Source organism: Glycomyces salinus (genome assembly GCF_016428645.1).
Taxonomy (GTDB): Bacteria; Actinomycetota; Actinomycetes; order Mycobacteriales; family Micromonosporaceae; genus Glycomyces; species Glycomyces salinus.
Genome location: NZ_JAELXW010000097.1, coordinates 1 through 22871, shown reverse-complemented (window position 1 = coordinate 22871; position 22871 = coordinate 1). Strand labels below are relative to the sequence as shown.

20 protein-coding genes, 1 tRNA gene and 2 pseudogenes are annotated in these 22871 nt (G+C 68.1%); 10 read left to right on the top strand and 13 right to left on the bottom strand.

Going from position 1 to position 22871, the window contains the following annotated elements:
* Positions 1 to 277: 277 nt before the first annotated feature.
* Positions 278 to 1480, top strand: coding sequence for a zinc-dependent metalloprotease (locus tag JFB92_RS20595; RefSeq protein WP_233163581.1), 1203 nt, complete (start codon positions 278 to 280; stop codon positions 1478 to 1480).
* On the opposite strand, the gene JFB92_RS20590 is transcribed toward JFB92_RS20595, so the two are convergent.
* Positions 1477 to 2007, bottom strand: a complete 531-nt coding sequence (locus JFB92_RS20590; RefSeq protein ID WP_199043082.1) for a M48 metallopeptidase family protein — start codon at positions 2005 to 2007, stop codon at positions 1477 to 1479. The genes JFB92_RS20595 and JFB92_RS20590 overlap by 4 nt on opposite strands.
* Positions 2008 to 2150: 143 nt before the next feature.
* Positions 2151 to 2315: a DUF5679 domain-containing protein gene (locus JFB92_RS20585; protein WP_199043081.1), complete on the bottom strand. Its 165-nt coding sequence runs from the start codon at positions 2313 to 2315 to the stop codon at positions 2151 to 2153.
* A gap of 278 nt (positions 2316 to 2593) precedes the next feature.
* On the opposite strand from JFB92_RS20585, the gene JFB92_RS20580 reads away from it, so the two are divergent.
* On the top strand, positions 2594 to 3880 hold the full coding sequence (locus JFB92_RS20580) for an ABC1 kinase family protein (protein WP_233163579.1): 1287 nt from the start codon (positions 2594 to 2596) through the stop codon (positions 3878 to 3880).
* Between the two features lie 65 nt (positions 3881 to 3945).
* On the opposite strand, the gene JFB92_RS20575 is transcribed toward JFB92_RS20580, so the two are convergent.
* From JFB92_RS20575 to JFB92_RS20565, 3 genes are all read right to left on the bottom strand, one after another.
* Positions 3946 to 4125 (bottom strand): hypothetical protein, encoded by a 180-nt coding sequence (locus JFB92_RS20575; RefSeq protein ID WP_199043079.1) that lies wholly within the window; start codon positions 4123 to 4125, stop codon positions 3946 to 3948.
* Positions 4122 to 4481 (bottom strand): WhiB family transcriptional regulator, encoded by a 360-nt coding sequence (locus tag JFB92_RS20570; RefSeq protein ID WP_199043078.1) that lies wholly within the window; start codon positions 4479 to 4481, stop codon positions 4122 to 4124. The genes JFB92_RS20575 and JFB92_RS20570 overlap by 4 nt, the downstream gene beginning before the upstream one ends.
* 692 nt (positions 4482 to 5173) lie before the next feature.
* Entirely contained in the window at positions 5174 to 7420 is a 2247-nt protein-coding gene (locus tag JFB92_RS20565; protein ID WP_199043077.1) for an ATP-dependent DNA helicase UvrD2, read from the bottom strand.
* Between the two features lie 94 nt (positions 7421 to 7514).
* On the opposite strand from JFB92_RS20565, the gene JFB92_RS20560 reads away from it, so the two are divergent.
* Complete coding sequence (locus tag JFB92_RS20560; protein ID WP_199043099.1) at positions 7515 to 7739, top strand: mycoredoxin; 225 nt, start codon at positions 7515 to 7517, stop codon at positions 7737 to 7739.
* A 218-nt stretch (positions 7740 to 7957) separates the two neighbouring features.
* Entirely contained in the window at positions 7958 to 8905 is a 948-nt protein-coding gene (locus tag JFB92_RS20555) for an EamA family transporter (protein ID WP_199043076.1), read from the top strand.
* Here JFB92_RS20555 and nudC read toward each other — a convergent pair.
* From nudC to JFB92_RS20540, 3 genes are all read right to left on the bottom strand, one after another.
* Positions 8902 to 9774, bottom strand: a complete 873-nt coding sequence (gene nudC / locus JFB92_RS20550; protein ID WP_199043073.1) for an NAD(+) diphosphatase — start codon at positions 9772 to 9774, stop codon at positions 8902 to 8904. The two genes, JFB92_RS20555 and nudC, sit on opposite strands and share 4 nt — an antisense overlap.
* Before the next feature lie 472 nt (positions 9775 to 10246).
* Positions 10247 to 11569: a M16 family metallopeptidase gene (locus JFB92_RS20545; RefSeq protein ID WP_307789234.1), complete on the bottom strand. Its 1323-nt coding sequence runs from the start codon at positions 11567 to 11569 to the stop codon at positions 10247 to 10249.
* Positions 11566 to 12867: a M16 family metallopeptidase gene (locus tag JFB92_RS20540; protein ID WP_199043071.1), complete on the bottom strand. Its 1302-nt coding sequence runs from the start codon at positions 12865 to 12867 to the stop codon at positions 11566 to 11568. The genes JFB92_RS20545 and JFB92_RS20540 overlap by 4 nt, the downstream gene beginning before the upstream one ends.
* 224 nt (positions 12868 to 13091) lie before the next feature.
* On the opposite strand from JFB92_RS20540, the pseudogene JFB92_RS20535 reads away from it, so the two are divergent.
* The 6 genes and pseudogenes from JFB92_RS20535 to JFB92_RS20510 form a co-directional block, all read left to right on the top strand.
* Positions 13092 to 13808, top strand: a pseudogene (locus JFB92_RS20535) (methionine ABC transporter ATP-binding protein); the annotation flags it as partial.
* A 44-nt stretch (positions 13809 to 13852) separates the two neighbouring features.
* Entirely contained in the window at positions 13853 to 14506 is a 654-nt protein-coding gene (locus JFB92_RS20530; RefSeq protein ID WP_199043064.1) for a methionine ABC transporter permease, read from the top strand.
* A gap of 36 nt (positions 14507 to 14542) precedes the next feature.
* Positions 14543 to 15373, top strand: a complete 831-nt coding sequence (locus tag JFB92_RS20525; protein WP_199043063.1) for a MetQ/NlpA family ABC transporter substrate-binding protein — start codon at positions 14543 to 14545, stop codon at positions 15371 to 15373.
* Between the two features lie 79 nt (positions 15374 to 15452).
* A tRNA-Trp gene (locus JFB92_RS20520) sits at positions 15453 to 15525 on the top strand.
* Between the two features lie 203 nt (positions 15526 to 15728).
* Positions 15729 to 16061: a hypothetical protein gene (locus tag JFB92_RS20515; RefSeq protein WP_199043062.1), complete on the top strand. Its 333-nt coding sequence runs from the start codon at positions 15729 to 15731 to the stop codon at positions 16059 to 16061.
* A 436-nt stretch (positions 16062 to 16497) separates the two neighbouring features.
* Positions 16498 to 16746, top strand: coding sequence for a hypothetical protein (locus JFB92_RS20510; protein ID WP_199043061.1), 249 nt, complete (start codon positions 16498 to 16500; stop codon positions 16744 to 16746).
* A gap of 93 nt (positions 16747 to 16839) precedes the next feature.
* Here JFB92_RS20510 and JFB92_RS20505 read toward each other — a convergent pair whose 3' ends face one another.
* From JFB92_RS20505 to JFB92_RS20485, 5 genes and pseudogenes are all read right to left on the bottom strand, one after another.
* A complete protein-coding gene (locus JFB92_RS20505; protein ID WP_199043059.1) occupies positions 16840 to 18009 on the bottom strand; it encodes an ISAs1 family transposase in 1170 nt (389 codons plus the stop codon).
* A gap of 550 nt (positions 18010 to 18559) precedes the next feature.
* Positions 18560 to 19141: a hypothetical protein gene (locus JFB92_RS20500; protein ID WP_199043058.1), complete on the bottom strand. Its 582-nt coding sequence runs from the start codon at positions 19139 to 19141 to the stop codon at positions 18560 to 18562.
* 797 nt (positions 19142 to 19938) lie between these two features.
* Positions 19939 to 20937 carry a hypothetical protein gene (locus JFB92_RS20495; RefSeq protein ID WP_199043056.1) on the bottom strand — a complete coding sequence of 333 codons (999 nt, stop codon included), beginning with the start codon at positions 20935 to 20937 and terminating at the stop codon, positions 19939 to 19941.
* A 408-nt stretch (positions 20938 to 21345) separates the two neighbouring features.
* On the bottom strand, positions 21346 to 21699 hold the full coding sequence (locus JFB92_RS20490; protein WP_199043054.1) for a hypothetical protein: 354 nt from the start codon (positions 21697 to 21699) through the stop codon (positions 21346 to 21348).
* 128 nt (positions 21700 to 21827) lie between these two features.
* A pseudogene (locus tag JFB92_RS20485) lies at positions 21828 to 22667 on the bottom strand (IS5 family transposase).
* Positions 22668 to 22871 lie beyond the last annotated feature (204 nt).

The window sequence follows — 22871 nt, the reverse complement described above, 5'->3', positions numbered from 1 at the left end:
AGCCATGTTGGCTTCCGCGCATGAAGAACCAGGAGCGCAGCATGCGCGGGATACCCGCGCAGCGGGTCCGCCCGACACAGGAGGGCGGGGCCTACCTGTTTGAAGCTAGTGCGGATTCAGCCCTGAGCGGACGCCTTATCTTGTGCCGTAGATGACCAGGCCGTGGTTTTCGCCGCTGTCCCTGACGTACGGTTGGCGCATGGGCTCCGATATTCCATTCGGTTTCGGCAATTTGGGCGGCGACCTGCCAGACCCGAACGATCCGCGAGTGCAGCAGATGATGCAGCAGCTGCAGCAGATGATGGCGCAGTCGCTCTCGTCCGGGCCGGTCAACTGGCAACTGGCGAAGCAGCTCGCCGAGTCCGAGCTGGGCACCGAGAACACCGTCGGACCGGCCGAGCAGGCCCAGGTGGCCGAGGCGATACGCCTGGCCGACCTGTGGCTCGACGGCGCCACCGACTGGCCCTCGGGCGTGTCCGCCACCGACGCCTGGAGCCGCAAGCAGTGGATCGACCAGACCGAGGACTCCTGGAAGCAGCTGGCCGAGCCGCTGGCCGGCCAGATGGGCGAGGCGATGCAGACCCTCGTCCCCGAGGAGATGACCGGGATGCTCGGACCGATGGCCGACCTGATGAAGGGGGTCGGATCGGCCCTGTTCGGCGCCCAGATGGGTCAGGCCCTCGCCAAGCTCGCCGGTGAGGTGCTGTCCTCGACCGAGGTCGGACTCCCGCTGGGCAAGACCGGTGTGGCCGCGCTGCTGCCGGGCAACCTCGCCCGGTACGCCGAGGGCCTGGAGCTCCCGGTCGAGGAGGTGCGGCTGTTCGTGGCACTGCGAGAGGCCGCCACGCACCGGCTCTACACCCACGCGCCATGGCTGCGTTCGCACCTGCTGGGCGCCCTGGATGCCTACGCCCGGGAGATCCGCATCGACGAGGCGGCCATCGAAGAGGCCATGTCCGACATCGACCCGACCGATCCCGAGGCCGCTGCCATGATGGATCTGTCGGAGGTCTTCAAGCCCGAGGACACCGAGCAGCAGAAGGCGGCCCTGGCCCGCCTGGGAACGAGCCTGGCCCTGATCACCGGCTGGATCAACGTCGTGGTCGCCGAGGCCGCCGGGAACCGGCTGCCGACGATGGACCGGCTGCTGGAGTCGGCCCGGCGGCGTCGCGCGAGCGGCGGACCGGCCGAGCAGACCTTCGAGGCCCTGGTGGGCCTGCGGTTGGACCCGGCGAAGGTGCGCGCGGCCGCGAAGCTGTGGAAGCACCTCGGCGAGGCGCGCGGCATCGAGGGGCGCGAGGCGGTCTGGGCACACCCGGACCTCCTGCCGACCGCGGCCGACCTGGAGCACCCCGAGAGCTTCGCGAGCGTCTCGGAGGCGCTGGGCGACCTCGACATGTCGATGTTCGACCAGCTGGCCGTCAACGACCCGACCCCGCCCGAGGACGGCGAGGACGAAGGCGGAGACGACCGGCGCTAGACCGCTCCGGAGGCTTCGGCGTCGGCCACGCCCTCGAGGTAGCCGCGGGCGCGCTCGGCCTTGGAGTAGCGGCCGACCAGGTCCCAGAACGGCCGCGAGTGGTCGGGGAAGACCAGGTGCGCCAGCTCGTGCAGCAGGACGTAGTCGATCACCCATGAGGGCATCATCGCCAGCCGCCGCGAAATCCGGATCGTCCCGTCGTCGGGGGTGCAGGACCCCCAGCGCCGGTGCTGGTTGTCGACCCACTTGACGCTGACCGGGGCGGCGCACTCGGGGTGGTCGGGGTAGAAGCGCTTGGCCAGGCGCACGGCCCGGGTCCTGAGCGCGTTGTCGCTGGCGCGGCCGTCGCGGGCCTGGCGGCGGCGCAGTCGCTCCAGCATGTGGTCGATCCACTCGCGCTCCTCGGATTCTGAGAAAGCGTCGGGGATCATGACGACGACGCGGCCCTTCTCTTCATAGGCCGCGACGGTGGAGCGGCGGCGAGGGGAACGCCGCACCTCAACGGGGGGATGGACTTTGCGCGCCATGACCGCACATTAAACCCTGGGGGTGACAATCGCATAACACCAAAGTCGTGATTGTGGGGATAGGGACGAAAGTTCATGAAAAGTCCCCTCACCAGTTTCCCATTATATGGGAATGGTGAGGGGGGCGGGACATCCGCTCCGGATCACGACTCTTTGCCGAGGATCCGGTTCATCTTGGTGCCGCAGGTCGGGCACGTCCCCTTTGCCATCCGGCGTCCGGAGTCGGACACGACCACATGGCCCTCGAAGTCGCGCTTCTCGCGGCACTTGACGCAATAACCCGTGTAAGTCTCGGTTGCTTGAGCCACTGGCTTCCCCCCTTGCCTGGCGCGATCACTCGGTGCGACCGCTCGGCCTCAGGATGCCACAAAATCCAGGGTTGTAAGCCTCACCACGGCGAAGCGTTCCGACCGTGAATCGGATCGGTTCACCGCTTCACCCGCCCGAGGGACCTCGGGTGACGGGTTCTCACCCTCGCGCGGCAGGCGAAAAGCGCCTCCGGCGTGAGAGCATGGGGAACGTGAGCGACAGGCATGGAAACACCCATTCGGGCGACGACCTCCCGCGGCGCGCCCTGTCGCGGGGAATGAAGCTCGCCTCGCTGCCTCTGGGGCTGGCCGGGCGGGCCACCGTGGGGCTGGGCAAGCGCGTCACCGGTCTGGCCGACGAGATCCTCGGCGAGCAGGCGCAGAAGCGCACCGCCGAACACCTCTTCAGCGTACTCGGCCAGCTCAAGGGCGGGGCGATGAAACTGGGCCAGGCCCTGTCGATCTTCGAGGCCGCGCTCCCCGAGCACCTGGCCTCGCCCTACCGGCAGGCGCTGACCAAGCTCCAGAACTCCGCCCCTCCCCTGCCCGCCTCCAGCGTCCACGGCGTGATGGAGCGCCAACTGGGCGAGGACTGGCGCGACCGGTTCTCGAGCTTCGACGACCAACCCGCCGCAGCGGCGAGCATCGGCCAGGTCCACCGGGCGGTGTGGAGCGACGGCCGCGAGGTGGCCGTCAAGATCCAGTACCCCGGCGCCGGCGACGCCCTCCGCTCGGACCTGCGGCAACTGGCCAGGATGGCGCCGCTGTTCAAGGTGCTCCAGCCGAACTTCGACGTCAAGAAGCTCACTGTGGAGTTGCGCGAGCGGCTGCTCGAGGAGCTGGACTACGAGCTGGAGGCGTCCACTCAGCGGCAGTTCGCCGACGCCTACCGCGGCGACCCGCAGATCCTCGTGCCCGAGGTGGTGCACGCCGGGCCCGAGGTGCTGGTCACCGAGTGGGTCGAGGGCACCCCGATCGCGAAGATCATCGCCGAGGGCACCCCTGAGACTCGCGACCGCGCCGGGCTGCTGCTGGCCACGCTCCACTTCTCGGCGCCCGCGCGGGCCGGGCTGCTGCACGCCGACCCGCACCCGGGGAACTTCGCGCTCAGTGAGGACGGACGGCTGGTCGTCTACGACTTCGGGGCGGCCGCGCGCCTGCCGGACGGGATGCCGCTCCCGGTCGGACGCCTGACCAAGCTGACCCTCGAGGGCAAGGCCGAGGAGGTCGTCGAGGGGCTGCGGCACGAGGGCTTCGTCCCGCCGGGCCTGGAGATCGACGCCCCGGCGATGCTGGACTTCCTGCTACCGATGCTCGAACCGCTGGGGGCGGACGAGTTCCAGTTCTCCCGGGAGTGGCTGCGCAAGGAGAGCACGCGGCTGACCGCGCAGGGCTCGGAGGCCGCCAAGCTCAACAAGCAGCTCAGCTTCCCGCCGTCGTACCTGCTGATCCACCGGGTGACGATGGGCTCGATCGGGGTGCTGTGCCAACTGGGGGCGCGGGCCCGCTGGCGGGACATCCTGGAGGAGTGGCTGCCGGGCTTCGCCGATCCCAGCGAGTCCTGAGCGACGAAGAAGGGGCCCATCCCGTTCGGGATGGGCCCCTTCTGCCAACGCATTCAGGCTTCCGGTCAAAGCCTCGAATGCCCGGCTTCCTTCCATAGACTCCGCATCCGGAGGCGTCCTACGCGTCCGAACATCAGGTTCGTCGGGCTTACCGGCCGACTCTCCTCGGCCTCCGCGGTCGGGAGTTCGAGGTCTTGGACACCGACGTCACGCTTGAGGTGGCGGCTCAGGTAGTCGACGGTCATGACACCTTCACCCCGGCCAAGGCCAGTTCGGCAGTGCGGCGCTCCAGCTCGGCCTCCGCGCTCCGCTCGAGTTCGGCGGCGTCCTTGCGGGGCCGTCCGCGCGGCCGCTTGCGGGCCACGACGTTGCCCTTCTCGAAGATCTCGCCGCCCCAGACGCCCCAGGGCTCGTGGCGCTCGAGCGCCCCGGCCAGGCAGTCGATGCGCACCGGGCAGTCGGTGCAAAGGGACTTGGCGAACTCCAGCTCGGTGGGTGACTCCGAGAACCACAGGTCGGCGTCGTACTCGCGGCAGGGCAGGTCGCTTCCGACCTCGAAGGCCTGCTCGCGGAGCTCAGGTCCGATGAGGGTGTCGGTCATGAACTCGGTCTCCTCTCGTTGCTCGATCGGCTTGTCGGCTTGTCGCATCCGGGTTGATTGAGGACTCAATTGCCTTCGCAATCCGTCTAGTTCTCGTTCTGTTCCTGGTTGTCGGGCTTCGCGACCCGGCCGATGCCAAATAACAAAGGCCGCGATTCCCGTTTGCGGGAGTCGCGGCCTCGAGAGGTCCGAGCGGGCTTGGTAAGCCCTTCAGATGTTCTCGAGGTGGTCTCCCACGGGTGACGCCGTGGCGCTTCCGGTTGATTCCGGCGCCCGGCGCGAGGGTGGTGGTGGTCTTCAGACCGCCGGCAGACTCGCGCCAAGTGCCCTCAACGAACGCGACGGCGCCCATATCGGTGGTGTTGCTGCGGATACCGAGGCCCGCTGCGGCAATGCCGGCGGCGGGCACAGTGGCCCCACGGACTTCGGCAGAAACGGGCAGGAGCTGGCAATACACGCTGACAACCGGCCGCGTGGTGACGCCCCGGTTGTCAAAGTGATCAGTAGTCAGCATCATCTTCCGTTCCTCCTCTCCTAATCCGTGGAAGCCATTTGGTCGTTCTCCATCCTCGCCGGGCCCTTGAGGCACAGACCTCACCCCGGCAATCGCAACGCTACGCCTGCCCTCCGACGAAACGCAACGCCTTTTTCCGGGACTCGCTGAAGAAAATTTTTGCCGCCGCCGCACCGTCTCAGTCGGCCTCGGCGGTGATCGCGAGAGCCTCTTCAGGGGTAGAGCCGTTGACCAGGGACAACACCGCTGGCCCATACTTATCTAGTTTGGACTTTCCAATGCCGTGCAGGGCCGCCAGTTCGGTGTCGGATGCCGGACAGCGCTCCGCGATCGCGATCAAGGTCACATCCGTGAACACGGTGAAGGCCGGCTTGCCCCCATCCTTCGCCACCGCCAAGCGCCACTCGCGCAGTCGCTCGAACAACTCTTCGTCCATAGTCGCCGGACAGTCGGGGCAATGCCCCAGCTTGCGGTCGCGGGCCTCCGTCAGGGGCTTCCCGCAGCCGGAGCAGTCGAGGACCTTGGCCCGCCGGTCGGGCTTGGACCGCTTCGCGGCTCGCTTCGGCTCCGGTTCGCTCGGGAACCCGCCCAGGCCCAACGGCGCCAGGAAGCGGCACAGCCTGCGCTCGCGGCCGCCGGGGTTGCGCGCGAGCCCGTACGAGACCTGGAGGTGGCGGCGTGCGCGGGTGATGCCCACGTACAGCAGCCTCCGCTCCTCCTCGCGGGCCCTGTCGGTGCGGGCGAAGGTGGTCGGCAGCGTGCCGTCGGCCAGGCCGACCAGGAACACCGCATCCCACTCCAGGCCCTTGGCCGCGTGCAGGCTCGCCAGGGTCACTCCCTCGACGGCGGGCGCGTGCTGCTCGGAGGCACGGCGGCCCAGCTCGGCGCAGAACTCCTCCAGGCCGAAGTCGGAACCTTGCTCACCGTTCGCTCCGCGCTGCTCCGCACCTTGCTCACGGTTCGCTCCGCGCTGCTCCGCGAACTGATCGGCCAGGCCGACGAGGGCGGCGACGGCCTCGTACTGCTCGCGCTGGGCGCCCCCCGCGGGCGCGGCGCCGGGCCGCCAGCCGATCGCGTCCAGGGCGGCCGGGACCGCCTCGGCCAGCGGCATGGCTCCGATCTCGGTCTTGACCGCAGACCGGAGCGCCACCACCGCCTGGCGGACCTCGGGCCGGTCGAAGAAGCGGGCCGCTCCGGTGATCACGGTCGGCACGCCGTACGAGGCCATGGCCTCCTCGTACGCCTGGGACTGGGCGTTGGTGCGGTAGAGCACGGCGATCTGGGACGGGCTGGTGCCGTCGGCGATCAGCTGCGCGCAGCGCCGGGCGACCATGTCGGCCTCCTCCGCCTCGTCCTTGAAGGTCTCGGCGAAGACCTCGGGGCCGGCCGGCTGCTGGCCGACCAGTTCCAGGCGCATGGCGGCCTCGCGCCCCGAGGAGGCGGCGATGATCCGGTTGGCCAGGCCGACCACCTGCGGAGTGGACCGGTAGTCGCGGACCAGCCGCACCAGCGCGGCGTGCGGGTAGCGCCGGGTGAAGTCGAGCAGGTAGTCGGAGGTGGCGCCGGTGAAGGAGTAGATGGTCTGGCTGGCGTCGCCGACGACCGTCACATCGTCCCGGTCGCCGAGCCAGGAGTCCAGCAGGCGCTGCTGGAGCGGGGTGACGTCCTGGTACTCGTCGACGACGAAGAACCGGTACTGGCTCCGGATGCGGTCGGCGACGCTCTCGTCCTCGGAGATCATGTCGGCGGTGAGGGAGAGGGCGTCGGCGAAGTCCATGACCCCGGCCCGCCGCTTCCCCTCGATGTAGGCGGCGTAGACCTTGGCGACGTCGGCCGGGTCGGACGGGGCCTCGCGGCCGAGGCGGGCAATGGTGTCCACGTAGTCGTCGGGCCCGATCAGCGAGGAGGCGGCCCATTCGATCTCGGTGGCCAGGTCGAAGTTCTTGGCCCGGGAGGTGCCGAGCCCGGCGCGCGCGGCGGCGATCCCGACGAACTTGACCGTCGAGTCGACCAGTTCGGGAAGCTGCCCGCCGAAGCGGCGGGCGCCGAAGTAGCGCAGTTGGCGCAGCGCCGCCGAGTGGAAGGTCCTGGCGTTGACGCCGTGGACGCCCAGGCCCCGGAGCCGGTCGCGCATCTCCCCCGCGGCGCGGGCGGTGAAGGTCACGGCGGTGACGTGCTGGCCGCGCAGGTCGCCGCGCAGCACCCGCCAGGCGATCCGGTGGGTCACCGCGCGGGTCTTGCCGGTCCCGGCGCCGGCCAGGATGCACACCGGCCCTGGATCGGCGGTCACCGCCTCGCGCTGCTCGGGGTCGAGTCCTGAGAGAAGTTCGTCGATGTCACCGTCGCGCGAAGTCACCGTGCCAGTGTGGCAGATTCCGCCGACACGACCGACCGGCCCGCGCCTCCGCGGGAGCGCTCTGTGCATCGGACCGTACTGACGCCGATGCGTCCGGCGGGAATGATTGCGGGCACCGATCGCGTTGGAGCCAGTGGATGACTAGGAGGCAACCGTGATCACCATGTACAGCACCACCTGGTGCGGATACTGCCGTCGGCTGAAGATCTCCCTCGACGCCGAGGGGATCCTCTACAAGGAGGTCAACATCGAGGACGACCCCGAGGCGGCGGCATGGGTCATGGGCGTCAACGGCGGCAACCAGACCGTGCCCACCGTGCGATTCGAGGACGACACGGCGCTGACCAATCCCTCGCTCGCGCAGGTGAAGGAGAAGCTTTCTGCTTGACGTGTGCCACATGCCGAGACTATGGTCACGTTTAGGACACAGAGCCGGTAACATGCTCTATAGTTGAGTCGTCAAGCTTGCTTGGCTGCTTCGAGGGGTGGCAGCCAAGCATTCAGGCCCGGGATGGATCCGTCCCGGGCCTTTTCCTATCCCTCGGGCGCCATCCCTCACGGCTCCGCACCGGCGCGCCCCGCCGCCCGATTGGTTGGAGCCGCCCGATGTCCTCCCCCCGCGCCGCCCTCGGCGTCACGCTGATCCTGCTGGCCTCGTTCTTCTTCGGCGTCTGCGGCTCGTTCGGCAAGGTCATCATCCAGTCCGGGCTCACCCCCGTCCAGGTGACCTGGCTGCGCGTCGCCGGGGTCGGCCTCATCGCCGTGGTCGCGGCGATCGGACCGCTCCTGCGGATCCGCCGCGAAGGATCGCGGCCCCCGTGGGGTGCGCTCGCGATGTTCGGGCTCACCGCCATCGCCGGAGTCCAGGCCTTCTACTTCATCGCCGTCGAACGGCTCCCGGTCGGCATCGCGCTGCTGCTGGAGTTCATGGGCCCCATCGTGGTCGTCGCCTGGATCAAGTTCGTACGGCGCAACCCGCTGCCTCGCCCGGCCGTCGTCGGCGCGCTGCTGAGCATCGCCGGACTGTGCATCGTCGTCGAGGTCTGGTCGGGACTGCGGCTGGACGCGATCGGCCTGGTCGCCGGTTCGGCGGCCGCGGCCTGCCAGGCCACCTACTTCCTCGGCGGCGAACGTCTGACGGCCAGGGTCGACGTGCGGCTGCTGCTGGCGGTCGGCTTCTCGGTCGGCACGCTCGCGCTGATCCCGCTGGCCGCGCCGTGGGCCATGGACTGGGGCTCACTGGCCTCGCCGGTCGTGATGCGCGGCATCGAGACCACGAGCCTGGTCAGCTTGATCGCGCTGATCGCCTCGACCGCCGTCGCCTACGTGCTGGGGCTGACGTCCCTGCGGTTCCTGTCGGCCCCGGTGGCCGGGGCGCTCGGGTACGCCGAGGTCGTGGTGGCGGCGCTGGCCGCTTGGGCCCTGCTCGGCGAGGCACTGACCATCCCGCAGATCATCGGCGGCCTGGTCGTCATCGCCGGGATCGCCACGGCCCAGCGGGCGGTGGCCCGGCGCCGCGTCGCGGGCGGCGAACTGGCCGAGGCCGGAGTCTAGGAGCCGTCCAGCCACTGCTCGATCAGGAAGCGGGCGATCGAGATCCGCACCGCCCGCGGTGTGCTGTCGGCGGTCTCGACCCACATCCGGCGGACCTCCTCGCGGGTGAACCAGCGGGCATCGCTGATCTCGTCCGCTTGGAGCCGCAGCTGTTGACCCGAGTCGGCGCTGGCCCGGTAGGCGAGCATGAGCGACCGCGGATACGGCCACGGCTGACTGGACACGTACCGGAGCGAGTCGAGCTTGATGCCGGTCTCCTCGGCGACCTCGCGATGGACGGCGGCCTCGGCCGATTCGCCGGGCTCGACGAAGCCAGCGATGCACGCATAGCGGCCCCTCCGCGTTGAAGCTTTCGAAGAGGCGGATCTACTCGGTCCGCCGTAGCGGACATGCTGGGCGAGCAGCACCCGGTCGGCGCCGTCGTCGATGAGGACGATCACGGCCGGGTCGGTGCGCGGGAAGATCGGGCGGCCCTCGTCGGCGGTCAGCTCCCAGCCGGCCTTTCCGGCCGTCAGCTCCTCGCCGGTCGTCGGGTGGTACCGGTAGGTCTGCCGCCAGTTCATGACGGCGATGGCCTCAACGGCGATGCCCAGGTCGCGCCGATCCCAGTCTCCGCCGATCCAGCGGGCATGCAGGCCGTCGGGGACCGGGGCCCAGACGGCGAACACCGGCGGATCCTCGCCGCCGAGGTAGATCCTCTCGCCCTCGGGCGCGGAATCGGCGTCGAAGTAGTGCAGACCGTCCTCGTCAGCGTCGATCCGCTCGGTCTCGGGATCGCAGACGACGATTCTCGCCCGCTGCCAGGCTTCGTCGATCCAGTCCTGATCGCCACGGTGCACGTCGCAGCGGTCCAGTGCTTCGATCGCCAAAGGCGGAGTTTGCATCAGCGTTTACTCCGGTTTGGGGAGAGGCATCGCCTGCGATGCCGGCGGGTGGGGCGACGGGTGTACATGGTCAGCGTGGCGAAGCCGCTCCGGTGTGGGGAGAGGCATCGCCTGCGATGCCGGCGGGGGGGGCGACGGGTGTACATGGTCAGCGTGGCGAAGCCGCTCCGGTGTGGGGAGAGGCATCGCCTGCGATGCCGGCGGGTGGGGCGACGGGTGTACATGGTCAGCGTGGCGAAGCCGCTCCGGTTTGGGGAGAGGCATCGCCTGCGATGCCGGCGGGTGGGGCGACGGGTGTACATGGTCAGCGTGGCGAAGCCGCTCCGGTGTGGGGAGAGGCATCGCCTGCGATGCCGGCGGGGGGGGCGACGGGTGTACATGGTCAGCGTGGCGAAGCCGCTCCGGTGTGGGGAGAGGCATCGCCTGCGATGCCGGCGGGTGGGGCGACGGGTGTGGGTCATTGCACCTCGATCTCGGCCGACTCGGACAGCGACTCGGTGACCTGGCCGCCGTCGGCGAGGATCACTGTGACCGCACCCTCGGGGTTCATGCGCTCGGCGGCGACGCGCTTGACGTCGGCGACCGTGACCTGGCGCAGGCGCTCGGAGTGCTCGGCCAGCCACGACAGGGGCAGACCGCAGGCGGCCAGCGCCGAGGTGTAGTTGGCGATCCCCGCCTGGGTGGCGGTGGCGAGCTTGACCGAACCGAGCGCGTAGCGGCGGGCCAGGTCCAGCTCCTCCTCCCCCGGCGGGCGCTCGGCCATGCCGCGCAGCTCGTCGATGACCTCGGCCAGCGCCGGGGCGGTCACCTCGGTGGCGACGTCGACACTGGCCAGCTGCACCGAGCCGGCCGGCGAGTGGTCCACTCGGGACCTCGGCGAGTAGCCGTAGCCCTTGGTCTCGCGCAGGTTCATCACCAGCCGCGAGGTGAAGTAGCCGCCGTAGATCAGGTTGGCCAGGTGCTGGGCGGCGTTGTCGGGGTGGGTGCGCTCGACGGCCGGGTAGGCGACGCGGATGGCCGACTGGACCGAGCCGGGCCGGTCGGCAAGGACGACCGGCCCGGGGCGGAGCGCGGGCAGGGGCTCCATGCGGCGGGGGTCGCCGGCGCCGTTCCAGGCTACGAGCGCCTTCTCGATGTCGGCGGCGGCCTGCTCCGGGTCGATGTCGCCGACGACGACCAGGCGGGCCCCGTTCGGGTGCAGCAGGGAGCGGTGGAGGCTGTGGACGGCCTCGCGTCCGACCTCGGCGATCTCGGCGGCCGTCGGCTGCTGATGGCCGTAGGGGTGGTCGCCCCACAGGCGGGCGTCGAGGGCGCGCGAGACCTGGAACTCCGGCTGGTTCTCGGCCACGGAGATGGCGTCGATCATGCGGGAGCGTTCGGTCTCGTAGGGCCCGTCGGGGTATTCGGCGGCGGTGACGACCTCGCCGAGCACCGCGAGCAGTTCGGGCAGTCCGGAGGTTAGGCAGTTGCCGGATATCGCTATCCGGTCGGGGTCGGCGCCCGAGTTCAGGCTCCCGCCCACGCCCTGCAGGCGCTGGGCGATCTCGGTCAGCGTCGCCTCCTCGGTGCCTGAGAACAGCGCGGCCGCGGCCATGTCCGCGACGGCCCGGTCGGCGTGGGCGGCCGGGACCGACAGCCGCACCTCCGCCAGCGGGACGCCTTCGCGGCGCACGAGCGTGACCTCGAGGCCGTTCGGGAGGGTCCGCACGACCGGCTCGGGCAGGCTCAGCGGCACTTCCGGCGCCAGGCCGGGGACGGTCTTGGTCACGTTCTCGCTCACTGGTTGCCTCCCGGGACGACTTCGATGACGGCGCGGCGCTGCTCGGTCATGGCCGCGGCCGCCCGCGAGACGGCCTCGGCGCTCACTTCGCCGAGCAGAGCCGCGAAGCGGGTGGCCAGTCCCGCGTCTCCGTGGAAGACCTCGGCGGTGGCCAGGCGCCGCGAGCGCCCCATGACCGAGTCGTCGCCGCGCAGGAGCTGGGCGGCGACGCGGGCCTTGACGCGGGACAGCTCGACTTCGTCGACGCCGCCGGCGATGAGTTCGAGTTCATCGCGGACGGTGTCCAGGACCGTGTCGACGCTGCCGCCCGGAGACAGGAATGCCTGGATGAGCAGGACGGTGGGGCCGCGGGAGGCGAAGGGCTCGGCCATGAAGGTGGCGTGGGCGGCCACGGCCATGGCCGAACGGTCGCGGTGGACCAGGCGGTCGACCAGGCGGGAGGCGTCGCCGTCGGTGAGCAGCTCGCCTAGGACCACGTACGGCAGGAACCCTTCGAGGTCGGCGACCGGGTCGGGGACGCGCCACGCGGCGGCGACGGCCGGGAGCGTCGCCCGATCATCCACGTAGGATTCGCGTCGCTCGGCGGTCAGGTCGGGCTCCTCGAAGGACGGATGCACCGGCGCCGGACGCTCCTGGACATCACCGAAGTGGCGTTCCACCAGGCCCCGGGCGGTGTCGAGGTCGAAGTCCCCGGAGACCGAGAGCACGGCGTTCGAGGCCGCGTAGTAGGCGTCGAAGAACGCCTGCGCGTCGTCGACCGTGGCTGCCTCGAGATCCCCGAAGGAGCCGTAGCCGTCGTGCGCATTGGGGAAGGTGTCGAACATGACCGGCGGGAGTTTGAGCCACGGGAAGCCGCCGTAGGGGCGGTTGAGGACGTTGACCCGGATCTCCTCTTTGACGACGCTGACCTGATTCTCCAGGTTCTCCTCGGTGATCGCCGGGCCCCGCATCCGGTCCGACTCCAGGAACAGCGCCAGCTCCAGACCGTTGGACGGGAGCAGGTTGAAGTAGTCGGTGTAGTCGATGTGGGTCGAGCCGTTGAACGTCCCGCCCGCCGACTGGACGTGCCGCATGTGCTCGGCCTTGCCCACATTGTGCGAGCCCTGGAACATCATGTGCTCGAACAAGTGGGCGAAACCGGTGCGGCCCTCGGGCTCGCTGCGCATGCCGACGTCGTAGACCACGGCCACGCCTACCACCGGCGCGCCCGGGTCCGGAGCGAGGACGACCCGCAACCCGTTGCCGAGGCGGAAGGTCTCGATCGCGAACGCCGGGGCGGGAATCGTCGCAACTGTCATGGCCAGACCCTATCTCAGGAATCGTTTTGTTGTTGATCACAGATGCTTGGCCACGCGCCGTTCACCTGTTTCACTTGCCAACTGTGAACAGGCAGCACACGATTCCCGGCCACGGCGCGCTCCGCGCCGCCGCCTCGTGCTGCCGAATGTGCGTCCGCTGAGGGCCCCCGAACCGCCGCGCCCCGAAGCGGCATAAGCCTCAGCGAAAGCGACGCGAACTCACCATGCCCGAACCAGCCATTCGCCTGTCCGGCGTGTCCAGACGCTTCGGCGACGTCACTGCGCTCGACGGCGTCGACCTCGAGGTGGCGCCCGGAGAGATCTTCGGCATCCTGGGCCGCTCCGGGGCCGGCAAGTCGACGCTCCTGCGCACCGTCAACCTCCTCACCAGGCCCGACGAGGGCACGGTGAACGTCGACGGCGCCGAGCTGACCGCCCTGCGCGGCCGTGAGCTGCGGGCCGCCCGCGCGAGGTCGGCGATGATCTTCCAGCACTTCAACCTGCTGTCCAACCGCAACGCCGCCTCGAACGTGGCCCTGCCACTGCGCATCGCCGGCGCCCCTCGCGAGCGCAGGCGCGAGCGATCCCTGGAACTGCTCGACCTGGTCGGCCTGGCCGATAAGGCGAAGTCCTATCCCGGGCAGCTCTCGGGAGGGCAGCGCCAACGCCTGGCGATCGCGCGGGCCCTCGCCTCCGAACCGTCGGTGCTGCTCTCCGACGAGGCAACCAGCGCGCTCGACACCGACACCACCGACGAGATCCTCGACCTGCTGGCCGAGCTCAACCGCGACCTGGGCCTGACGATCCTCCTGATCACCCACGAACTCGAGGTCATCACGCGCATCTGCCACCGCGCGGCGGTGATGGAGTCCGGCCGGTTCGTCGAGACGGGGCCCGTGCCCGAACTGCTGGCCGACCCGGGCTCGCGCCTGGGCTCCTCGGCCCGCCGCCTGGCCGCCCGCCTGCTCGGCGAGGAGGTCGTGCGATGAACACCTCGTTGACCGACCGCCTCGTCGAAGCAGGCGTGGAGACCCTGCACATCGTGGGTGTCGCCGGAGCATGGACGGTGCTGGGCGGCCTGCTGATCGGCATCGTCCTCTACGTCACCTCGAAGACCGGTCCGAGGCCGTTCGCGGCGGTGAATGCGCCGCTGGGCCTGGCCGTCAACATCGGCCGCAGTGCACCATTCGTGATCCTCATGGTCGCGATCGTGCCGCTGACCAGGGCGATCACCGGAACGACCATCGGCACCGAGGCGGCGATCGTGCCGCTGGCGGTCGCCGCGATCCCGTTCTACGCCCGGCTGGTCGAGTCCTCGCTGCTCGAGGTCAACCCGGGCCTGATCGAGGCGGCCCGCTCGATGGGCGCCTCGACCCCGGCCCTGGTCTGGCGGGTCGTCCTGCCCGAAGCCACGCCCGGCCTGATCCGCGGCTTCACAGTCACGCTCGTCGCCGTCGTCTCGTACTCGGCGATGGCCGGGATCGTCGGGGGCGGCGGCCTGGGCGACCTGGCCTACCGGTACGGCTACCAGCGCTTCGAGACCGAGTACATGATCTGGCCACTGGTGCTCCTGGTCGTGCTCGTCCAGCTCTTCCAAATCCTCGGCGACCGGGGCGCCCGAACCCTGGACCGCCGTTAGCAATTTCCGCATCAACCATTTCCCAAGGAGACGACTATGTCCATTCGCCGTGCCCTCGTGGGCGCATCCGTAGCGACCGCCACCGCCCTGGCCCTGACCGCCTGCGGCTCCGACTCCGACGAAGCGGCCGAGGCCGACGGAACGATCACCATCGCCGCCACCGAGGTCCCCCACGCCGACATCCTGAACTTCATCACCGACAATCTCGCCGACGACGCCGGCCTCGAAATCGAGATCGAAGTCGTCAACGACTACGTGACGCCGAACGTGGCGACCGCCGACGGCTCGGTCGAGGCGAACTTCTTCCAGACTCAGCCCTACCTCGAGGAGTACAACGAGGCCAACGGCACCGACCTGGTCACAGTCGCCCCGGTCCACATCGAGCCGCTCGGGCTCTACTCCGAGTCGGCCGCCTCGCTCGAGGAGATCCCCGACGGCGCCCAGATCGCCATCCCCGGTGACGGCTCCAACGGCGGCCGCGCCCTGGCCCTCCTGGCCGACGCCGGCCTGATCACCCTCGCCGACGACGCCGACGCGACTCTGGCGACCGAGGACGACGTGGCCGAGAACCCGAAGAACCTCGAGTTCGTCCCCCTCGAAGCCGCCCAGCTGACCCGCTCCCTGGCCGACGTGGACGCCGCCGTCATCAACGGCAACTACGCCCTGGAAGCCGACCTCAGCCCGGCCGAGGACTCCCTCTTCAGCGAGTCCGCCGAAGACAACCCGTACGCCAACTACCTCGTCACCACCGCCGAGAACGCCGACAACGACGACGTCCAAACCCTGGCCGACCTCCTCCGATCCACCGAGGTGACCGACTTCATCGAGCAGACCTGGACCGACGGCTCAGTGATCCCAGCATCCTGACCAACCAACCCACCACCCGGAACCCGGTTGCACCTGCCAGACCGCGACACGTAAGATAGTCCCCGGCCAGCCAGGCCAAAGGGGTGTGGCGCAATTGGCAGCGCAACGGTCTCCAAAACCGTAGGTTGCAGGTTCAAGTCCTGTCACCCCTGCTGATGTGTTGAGACATCGGAGACGGCCCGGACCTCGTGGTCCGGGCCGCTCTTTTATGTCGATGCCTGTTCCTGAACCTGGTGGCATGGTTTGACATTTGAGTTCCTACGTTCGGTCAGCACAAGTGAACGAACGTCTGAGATTCGATACGTCCTCAGCGCGTCGGCTCCGCTATAAGAGCAGGTTCGGTTTCAATCGGGCCATGAGCAGCACGACTCCCGGAACTTCACTGGACCAGTACGCCGCCATAGCCTCCCAGGTTCTCCGGCGACCCGAAGAAGAGATCCGCCAAATCATGATCAATGCGATTCCCAACGCTTCGTTCCCGCGCCAAGATCCCCAGGGCGCGGCACCGACACCGACGAAATCACCGAATGCGTCGAAGTCCAAGCAGCCGAAGGCCACCGAGCTCATCCACGACTACAAGGCGATCCCGATCGGCGAGACGCTTGAACTACGCCTACAGAAGCCTGCTGAGCATGCAGCACTCGATGCATGGTTGAAGGCCGACTCGCTTCGGAACCTCGCGACTTGAGCCGGAGGGAAGGGAAGAGCCCTCAAGTGGGCTTACGACGGCCAGCTCTACACGCCCACCGGGCTTTTCAAGGAGATCTGGAGGCAAGCCACCGGCTCTGAGAGCCAACAGGTCCGGGGCACCCTCTACTGGCACATCCGCGGGCGCGGATCGTTGGCGGACATCGCAGCGGCACTGTTGAGCACCAGCACAGCCGCACCATGAGCTGTGTCAGCGATCGGCGTACCAACCAGAACGCGTCAAACTGTCGGGGACTTGACAGGCAGGTTCACGAGAACGGTCTGATTCATTACTTTCCGTAGCTATGGTTCGTAAGAAATCACCTTTCTACAAGTACTGGGGCTACCTTCTCCTGCTCGGAGCGGTGGTCCTGTTCTTTGCCCGAGATGTCGGTCCGCTCGCAGTGACAGGGGCGTTCACCCTGAGCGCGCTGTGAATGCTGCTGGCCGCACCGACCTGGTGCGGAGCGAAGAACCGAGGAGAAGGCTACTGCAGGAACAACACCTCCGGGCTGATGGGCGGATGCAAGATCCGGCAGCACAAGTGGCAGCGGTTCAGGGCGCTGGTCGGTCTTGAACGATTCCAGAGCGCGTTCCGAGGCTGGTTCACTGGCACCTCACAACAGGTGGCGACCTGCGGCCTGGTCGTCTCAGCGGTCGGTGTCGTAGCCGGGCTGTTCAAATAGTGCCGGTGGGCTTCGAGCCTTCGTTTCAGCGGACAGTCCGTTTGCCGAAGCGAAGGCTCGAACCAGTCAGGCTTGCCCGCCCGCAGGGCTTGATCAAGTTCCCGAAGAGTTCGGTTGGTGGTTGATGCCCAGGATCGGGAGGGCTCGTGCGGGGTCTTCTCCGATTGCCCTGGTGGTCTTGGCGATGTTGACGGCGCCGAGGATCTTGAGGGCGCCGATGCCGAGGTTTCTGAAAGCGGCCATGGCGCGGGGTGCGGTCCCGGAGTAGACGGTCGAGGCGTCCTCGCCGAAGGTGACGTCCCGGATGTGGTGCGAGGAGTTCTCGATCCCCCACTCGCCGCGGATGAACGCGGCGAAGACTTCGGGGTCGGCCTGGTGGGCGTCGAGGCTGGTGACGGCGTAGTCAGTGCGGCGGGTCTCCCTCTTCCCCGTTTCCTGGCGGCGGCGGTGGAGGCGGATGGCCAGTTTGGCGTGGGGGAAGGCGATCCCGCCGAGGTTGTCGGCCACGGCCATGGTCTTGATCGAGCGCGATTCCCGTCGCCCGTGCCCGGTCTCCGACGTCGTGTGCTGCACGCCGATGGCGTCCCAGGGCAGGGCGCTGACCTGGGCGAAGGCAAGCGGGTGGTTCGACTTGATCACGGCGATGTAGTGCGCCTTCTTCTCCACGAGCCAGGTGATGTTGGCCTTGACCGAGTGGAGGGCATCGAAGGTGACCACGGTGTCGGTCAGGTCCAAGGGCGCCAGCAGCGGCCGGAAGTGCCGGGTCTCGCCTGTTTTCGCTCCGACCTCGACTTGTGCGAGGGTGCAGGCGATGCCCTGGGTGACGACCGAGAGCAGGTGGCGGCGTTGCTGGTCGAGCCGAGCCGAGCCTTTCAATGCCTTGCCGTCCAACGCGATCGCACGGAGAGACCGCCTGCACGTGGTCGCCCCGTCCTCGTCCTCCTCCTCGTCGCCGGTGGCGGCGCGGTGGCGATCGGCCAGGTAGGCGCCGATCGCGGCATCAAGCGCGTCGCCGTCGACGCGTTCGAGGACCCGGCCGATCGTCGCCCGCGAGGGCGAGCGGCGCCAGCGCAGCAGGTGGCGACGGATGCCGAGTGCCTCCAGCAGTTCGAGCCCGGCACGTTCACCCCATTCGGCGAGCTCGTCGATGCTCTTCGCGCCCGAGACCGTCGCGCACGCGCAGACCAGCAAGATCGCGGTCAGGGAGTACCACCGGCCGCGCCGCGACCGCGGATCGGGCACGGCGTCGAGGTAAGGGCGCAAGTCGGCGACTTGACCTCGATCAAGGGGACCCAGGTTCGCGAGCACGGCAGGGATCGGAGAGGATACATCGGCAGGCACGGGACACCTTCATGATCAACTGGCTTAGACACCACAATGATCACGAATCCCGTGCCTGCTCTGCTATGCGCCCCAACCCATCCCAGACAGACCCTCCACACGAACGCGAAACTTGATCAAGCCCTGCCGCCCAGAGTTAGCTAGAGGCCGCCAGGTGGAGCCCAGAGCCATCTCACAGTATGCAACGTCGGTGGCCCGCTAGAGGTACTGGTGTCCACCGCACAGGCAGTGTCTGCAGCGGAAAAGGAGGCTCACGTGTCGTTCTCTTCCGCTCGCGCGCCGCGGCGCGAAGTCATCGCCATGGTCACCGGAGAGGAATCCGAGTGTCGACCCTGTCGGAGATCAGGGCTCCCAGATCGACCGGAAGCCCTTCATTGTTCTCGATGCGTTCAGTTTTGGAGGGCTTCGACGATCAGCCCGTCCTGCCGATGCGGTCAGCGCTCATCCGCGACGCCGACCGCACGCTTCCCGCTCAGCATGCCCAGATGCCGTCAGCGCGGTCGTTGACAGAGGACCCGACCCAGGCATCGGATCCAGGAGGGCTCCTCCAAAGCACTACCCAGCCGTCGCCGGTCCAGTCGTAGACGGTCGACACGGCGCCTCCGGACTGATTGTTGTGCCAGGAGGAGGCCATGTCCTGGAGCCCGTAGTCGGCCAGGTAGAAGAAGTCGCAGGCGTAGAAGGCCGCTGTCAGACCGCGCTTGTAGTTATTGAAATCGACATGCTCATACAGGCATGTCCACTGGTAGTCGCAATCGGGGGCCTGTGCCGAGACCGCCCCAGAAGAACTGCCACCAGCGGCCTCGTCACCTGCCGTGACGGTGACGACGACCGTTCCGTCGTCCCAAGCGATCTGATTCTCGTTGATCTGCGTGCCGCCGGTCGTCCGCGCGAGGATGTCGTTGATCTGCGCCTGCACGCTGCCGTCGCTCGCGGAATCCTCCGCGGAGGCCGGTTGCGCTCCGGCCACGGATACGGCGACGGTCGCGAATGCGGCGATCGCGGCGCACATGGCTCTCAGGGCCCATGTCCTGGAAGGTTGTCGGGTTGTCATGCCGATCCTTTCGATGATTGGTTCATTGGCCACCACCGGAAGCGCGGCCGATGATCGGGGTTTCCGATGACTCCAGCCTGGACGCACAGGAGTCCCTTGTAGCCACCGTCGCGGGTGAACCGGCTCCCCGCTCGGGTGGTTCGGCGCGAGTTCTCGCCGATAAAAGGGTTCGTAGCTGAACTTGGAAGGCTCAGATGTGCAGCGGCAGCGGTCCGAGCTCGCATGTCTCGGTCTCGTTCGCGAATGGGTGCAGGGCTTGTTGAAGTTCCCGAATCGCGCTCGAGCAAGACCATGGCCGTCGCCGCCAACCTCGGCGGTCTGACCTTCCCGAAGGCCAAGCTCGCCCTCCGGGTTCACCGCCGCCGCAAAGAGAGCGGGAATGCCGATACCCGGGAAACGGTCTATGCGGTCGCCAACCTCGATGCGCACCAGACTAGTTCCGCCGAACTTGCCGACTACCTGCGAGGACACTGGTCGATCGGGAATTCGAGCCATCACATCCGCGACCGGACCTTCGGCGAGGACGCCTCCACCATCCACCACGGATCAGCGCCCCGCGCCATGGCCGCCCTCCGCAATCTCGCCATTGGTGTCCTCAAGGCCGCCGGAGCGACCAACATCGCCAAGACCACCCGCGCGATCAGAGAGAAACCCGAACGAGCACTGAGAAGCGCTCAGCCTGGCGAGTCAGGTGAGGAGTCCACATCCGCCGATCGGAGGGTGGGCACCGGCACCTTGAGCCGGGAGTTGAGTTCGACCGACCCACAGCCGGTGAATGCCGTGGGCTGTATCCCGCTTTATCGGGTCGGGAAGTCCCTGGACGGGATAGCGTGTTCGACAGGGAGGCACTCAGCTGGGTCGTCGAGTCCTTCGTTGTCTTCGTCGTATGCCGGCCACAACAGCGCGAAGCGACTCTCGGTGCTGTAGATGCCGTCGACGCGTACGGCTTTCCCGCTCACCTGCCGTTCCCAGTACTGGGCTGTCTGGAGTGCGGTAGCTGTCGCCTGGTCGAAGACACCATCGAGTTCGATGTCCTGCCCGTAGCAGTGGATCAGCATGTTCTGCACAGCGACCACGCCCCAACCTTGGTCGCCGAGGTCGAGCACGCAGAACTCAGTGGGGACCTCGGTGTTCATCGGCGTGAACGCTTCGTCGTGGGGCCAGGGACCGAAGCGCCAGACGGCGTGGTCGCAGTCCGCGCCGGCTGCCGACGCTTGAACGGTTTGCGGCGTGTCCGGTGTGTCAGTGAGGGCATCGGGCGAGGAGTTGTGCGGGGCCGACGTGTCGAGTTCAGGCAGCAGGTAGGTCAGAGAGACCAGCCTGCAATGCCCCAGCGGCGCGTCCAGGTCGATGTCGTCGTAGCCGTAGATGGGCCATTCGAGGGCGAAGCGGCTTTCGCCGGTGAACTGGCCGTCATCGCGGATCGCCTTGCCGTTGACGACCCGCTCCCAGTGCTGGGCGTTCTCGAGCGCGACCGTGGTCGCCTCGTCCCAGATGCCGTTGCGTTCGATGTCCTGGCCGTAGCAGTGGATCAGCATGTTCTGCACAGCGGCTACGCCCGGGCCCTCGTGGCCGGGCGCGAGAGTGCAGAACTCGGTGGGCACGCTGTCGTTGACCGGCACGAACGTCAAGTGCTCTCCCGTTCCACCCCACTGCCCGTCGTCGCAGGGGCCTGGAGTGCTCGAGGCATGGGCGACCGGCTCTGCCTCAGTGGGCTCTGCGACGGCGATGACGAGCATCCCCGCGGCCAATGCCGCGGTCACAGCCCGCATGAGGAGCTTGTCGAGTCGCCACATTGGACTTCACCTCTTTGTGGAAAAGGTGTACAGGGGAGTCTGGTTCGATACTCGCGCCCGTACCGCCATGATCGTGTCGGAGAGGAGACAGAACAAGTTCCCGATTCCAGACGGAGACACTGCCCCATTTGATCGAGCAACCCTGGCGGCTCACGGCCAGGGTTTTTCGAGTTCAAGGGGAACCTCGCCGATTACGTCCTCGACGCGGCCGCCACTCCCGCCCCCGGCCAGATCGGCGACGACGGCCCCTACCTTCATTAGACCTTGCCCCACCCAGAATCAGTCGGTCGAGCCGTCCACCACGGCGGCTCGGCCGACGGGCGATAGCCGCGTGACCGGGACGGGCTCCGGCGGTGGTCCGCCGGGGCCCGTTGGTCGCCGTGTTCGGTCATTCGGGTAGGCCAGCCGTCACCAGGCCGCCCACCAGCAGGCCCGTTCCGCACGGGACTGGGTGACCCCTTCGTTCCTGAGAATGTTCCAGCAGGTGATGGTGCTGCCGATGCCGCCTTGCGCCCCTTCCCAGCAGCCGTGGTTCAGCGCCGGGTTGAGCCGGTAGAACTGATTGAGGTACAACCTGCAGTCCTGGTAGTTCGAGATGCCGACCTCTCCTTCGGGTGCGGGCTCGGCCGAGGCCGGGGACGCAAGTAGCGGGGTGAGACTGACCGTTGTCGCCATCACCACCGCTGCGAGGACCCGCGTGAGCCTTCCGGATCGCGGCCGACCGGTGCTTTTGACCTCGAGAGCCCTTGATGCAGTGCTCATTTGTTACTCCCTTCGAAGTGGAACGGTCGATATCTTGCCGGGAATCGCTACCGATTCAGTCCCGATCCACTACCGGGCCCGCGGCTAATGTGTGCGGTGCTCGGCAGAAGGAGGGGACACGGTTCCACTTAGACCGTGTCCGGTATGGGATTGTTGGCTTCCTTCATGAGTCGGCTGAAGCAGGTCAGCGCGGCGGCGAGGGTGACCATGGCCAGGTAGTTCCGGCTGTGGCGTTCATAGCGAGGGCTCAAGCTGCGGAAGCCGGTCAGCCAGGAGAACGTCCGCTCGACGACCCACCGGTATCGGCCCAGGCGCTGTGACGATTCGATGCCCTTGCGGGCGATGCGGGGGATGACGCCTCGCTCACGGAGCGCGGCGCGGCAGTCATCGTAGTCGTAGCCCTTGTCGCCGTGGAGTTTGTCCAGGCGGCGCCGAGGCCTGCCGAAACGCTGCCTGATGGGCTGGATGTTGTCGACGGCGAGCTCCAGCAGGCGTTAGTCGTGGACGTTGCCGGTGCTGATCTGGACGCTGAGGGGCAGGCCGGTCCGGTCGGTCGTGGCGTGGATTTTCGTCCCGGGCTTGCCGCGGTCGACCGGGCTGGGTCCGGTGTGGTCGCCCCCGCGTTTGGCGCGGACGTGGATCGAGTCGATCACCGCCCGCGACCAGTCGATGGCCTCGGAGGTCCCGAGTCGGTTGTAGATCGCGGCGAGCAGGGCGTCCCAGAACCCGGCGCGGGCCCAAGCGGCGAAGCGGTCGTGGCCGGTGGATCGGGCTACACCGAAGGCTTTGGGGATATCGCGCCAGGCGCAGCCGGTGCGGTCGAGGTAGATGATCGCGGCCAACACCGCCCGGTCGGGGACCTTGCGCCGCCGGCCGCCGCCTTGGTGCCGGGGTAGCACCGGCGGGACCAAGGGTTCGGCGATCTCCCACAGCTCATCCGGACAGTAGCGGCGATTCTCCTCATGCATGCCAATGAGGATCAGCGGTCACGGCCGAAACCGGAACCCTCAATCCTGCAACAACCCCAACCGGACACAATCTAAACCGAACCCTCGGGAACTTGAACACACCCTGGCCCGCCCGGCGGATTCGTTTCGGCCGCGCTAGGGCCCGTCAGGCAGCCGCGCAGGGCTGAATCGCCCCGGCTGTGATAGAGGGTTGATTACGTGGTG

What these genes read in the sequence shown, in the direction of transcription:
- JFB92_RS20595 (WP_233163581.1), top strand. Translation starts at nt 278, where the DNA reads ATGATGCAGCAGCTGCAGCAGATGATGGCGCAGTCGCTCTCGTCCGGG.
- JFB92_RS20590 (WP_199043082.1), bottom strand. Translation starts at nt 2,007, where the DNA reads ATGGCGCGCAAAGTCCATCCCCCCGTTGAGGTGCGGCGTTCCCCTCGC.
- JFB92_RS20580 (WP_233163579.1), top strand. Translation starts at nt 2,594, where the DNA reads ATGAAGCTCGCCTCGCTGCCTCTGGGGCTGGCCGGGCGGGCCACCGTG.
- JFB92_RS20575 (WP_199043079.1), bottom strand. Translation starts at nt 4,125, where the DNA reads ATGACCGTCGACTACCTGAGCCGCCACCTCAAGCGTGACGTCGGTGTC.
- JFB92_RS20570 (WP_199043078.1), bottom strand. Translation starts at nt 4,481, where the DNA reads ATGACCGACACCCTCATCGGACCTGAGCTCCGCGAGCAGGCCTTCGAG.
- JFB92_RS20565 (WP_199043077.1), bottom strand. Translation starts at nt 7,420, where the DNA reads ATGCACAGAGCGCTCCCGCGGAGGCGCGGGCCGGTCGGTCGTGTCGGC.
- JFB92_RS20560 (WP_199043099.1), top strand. Translation starts at nt 7,515, where the DNA reads ATGTACAGCACCACCTGGTGCGGATACTGCCGTCGGCTGAAGATCTCC.
- JFB92_RS20555 (WP_199043076.1), top strand. Translation starts at nt 7,958, where the DNA reads ATGTCCTCCCCCCGCGCCGCCCTCGGCGTCACGCTGATCCTGCTGGCC.
- JFB92_RS20540 (WP_199043071.1), bottom strand. Translation starts at nt 12,867, where the DNA reads ATGACAGTTGCGACGATTCCCGCCCCGGCGTTCGCGATCGAGACCTTC.
- JFB92_RS20530 (WP_199043064.1), top strand. Translation starts at nt 13,853, where the DNA reads ATGAACACCTCGTTGACCGACCGCCTCGTCGAAGCAGGCGTGGAGACC.
- JFB92_RS20525 (WP_199043063.1), top strand. Translation starts at nt 14,543, where the DNA reads ATGTCCATTCGCCGTGCCCTCGTGGGCGCATCCGTAGCGACCGCCACC.
- JFB92_RS20515 (WP_199043062.1), top strand. Translation starts at nt 15,729, where the DNA reads ATGAGCAGCACGACTCCCGGAACTTCACTGGACCAGTACGCCGCCATA.
- JFB92_RS20510 (WP_199043061.1), top strand. Translation starts at nt 16,498, where the DNA reads ATGCTGCTGGCCGCACCGACCTGGTGCGGAGCGAAGAACCGAGGAGAA.
- JFB92_RS20500 (WP_199043058.1), bottom strand. Translation starts at nt 19,141, where the DNA reads ATGACAACCCGACAACCTTCCAGGACATGGGCCCTGAGAGCCATGTGC.
- JFB92_RS20495 (WP_199043056.1), bottom strand. Translation starts at nt 20,937, where the DNA reads ATGTGGCGACTCGACAAGCTCCTCATGCGGGCTGTGACCGCGGCATTG.
- JFB92_RS20490 (WP_199043054.1), bottom strand. Translation starts at nt 21,699, where the DNA reads ATGAGCACTGCATCAAGGGCTCTCGAGGTCAAAAGCACCGGTCGGCCG.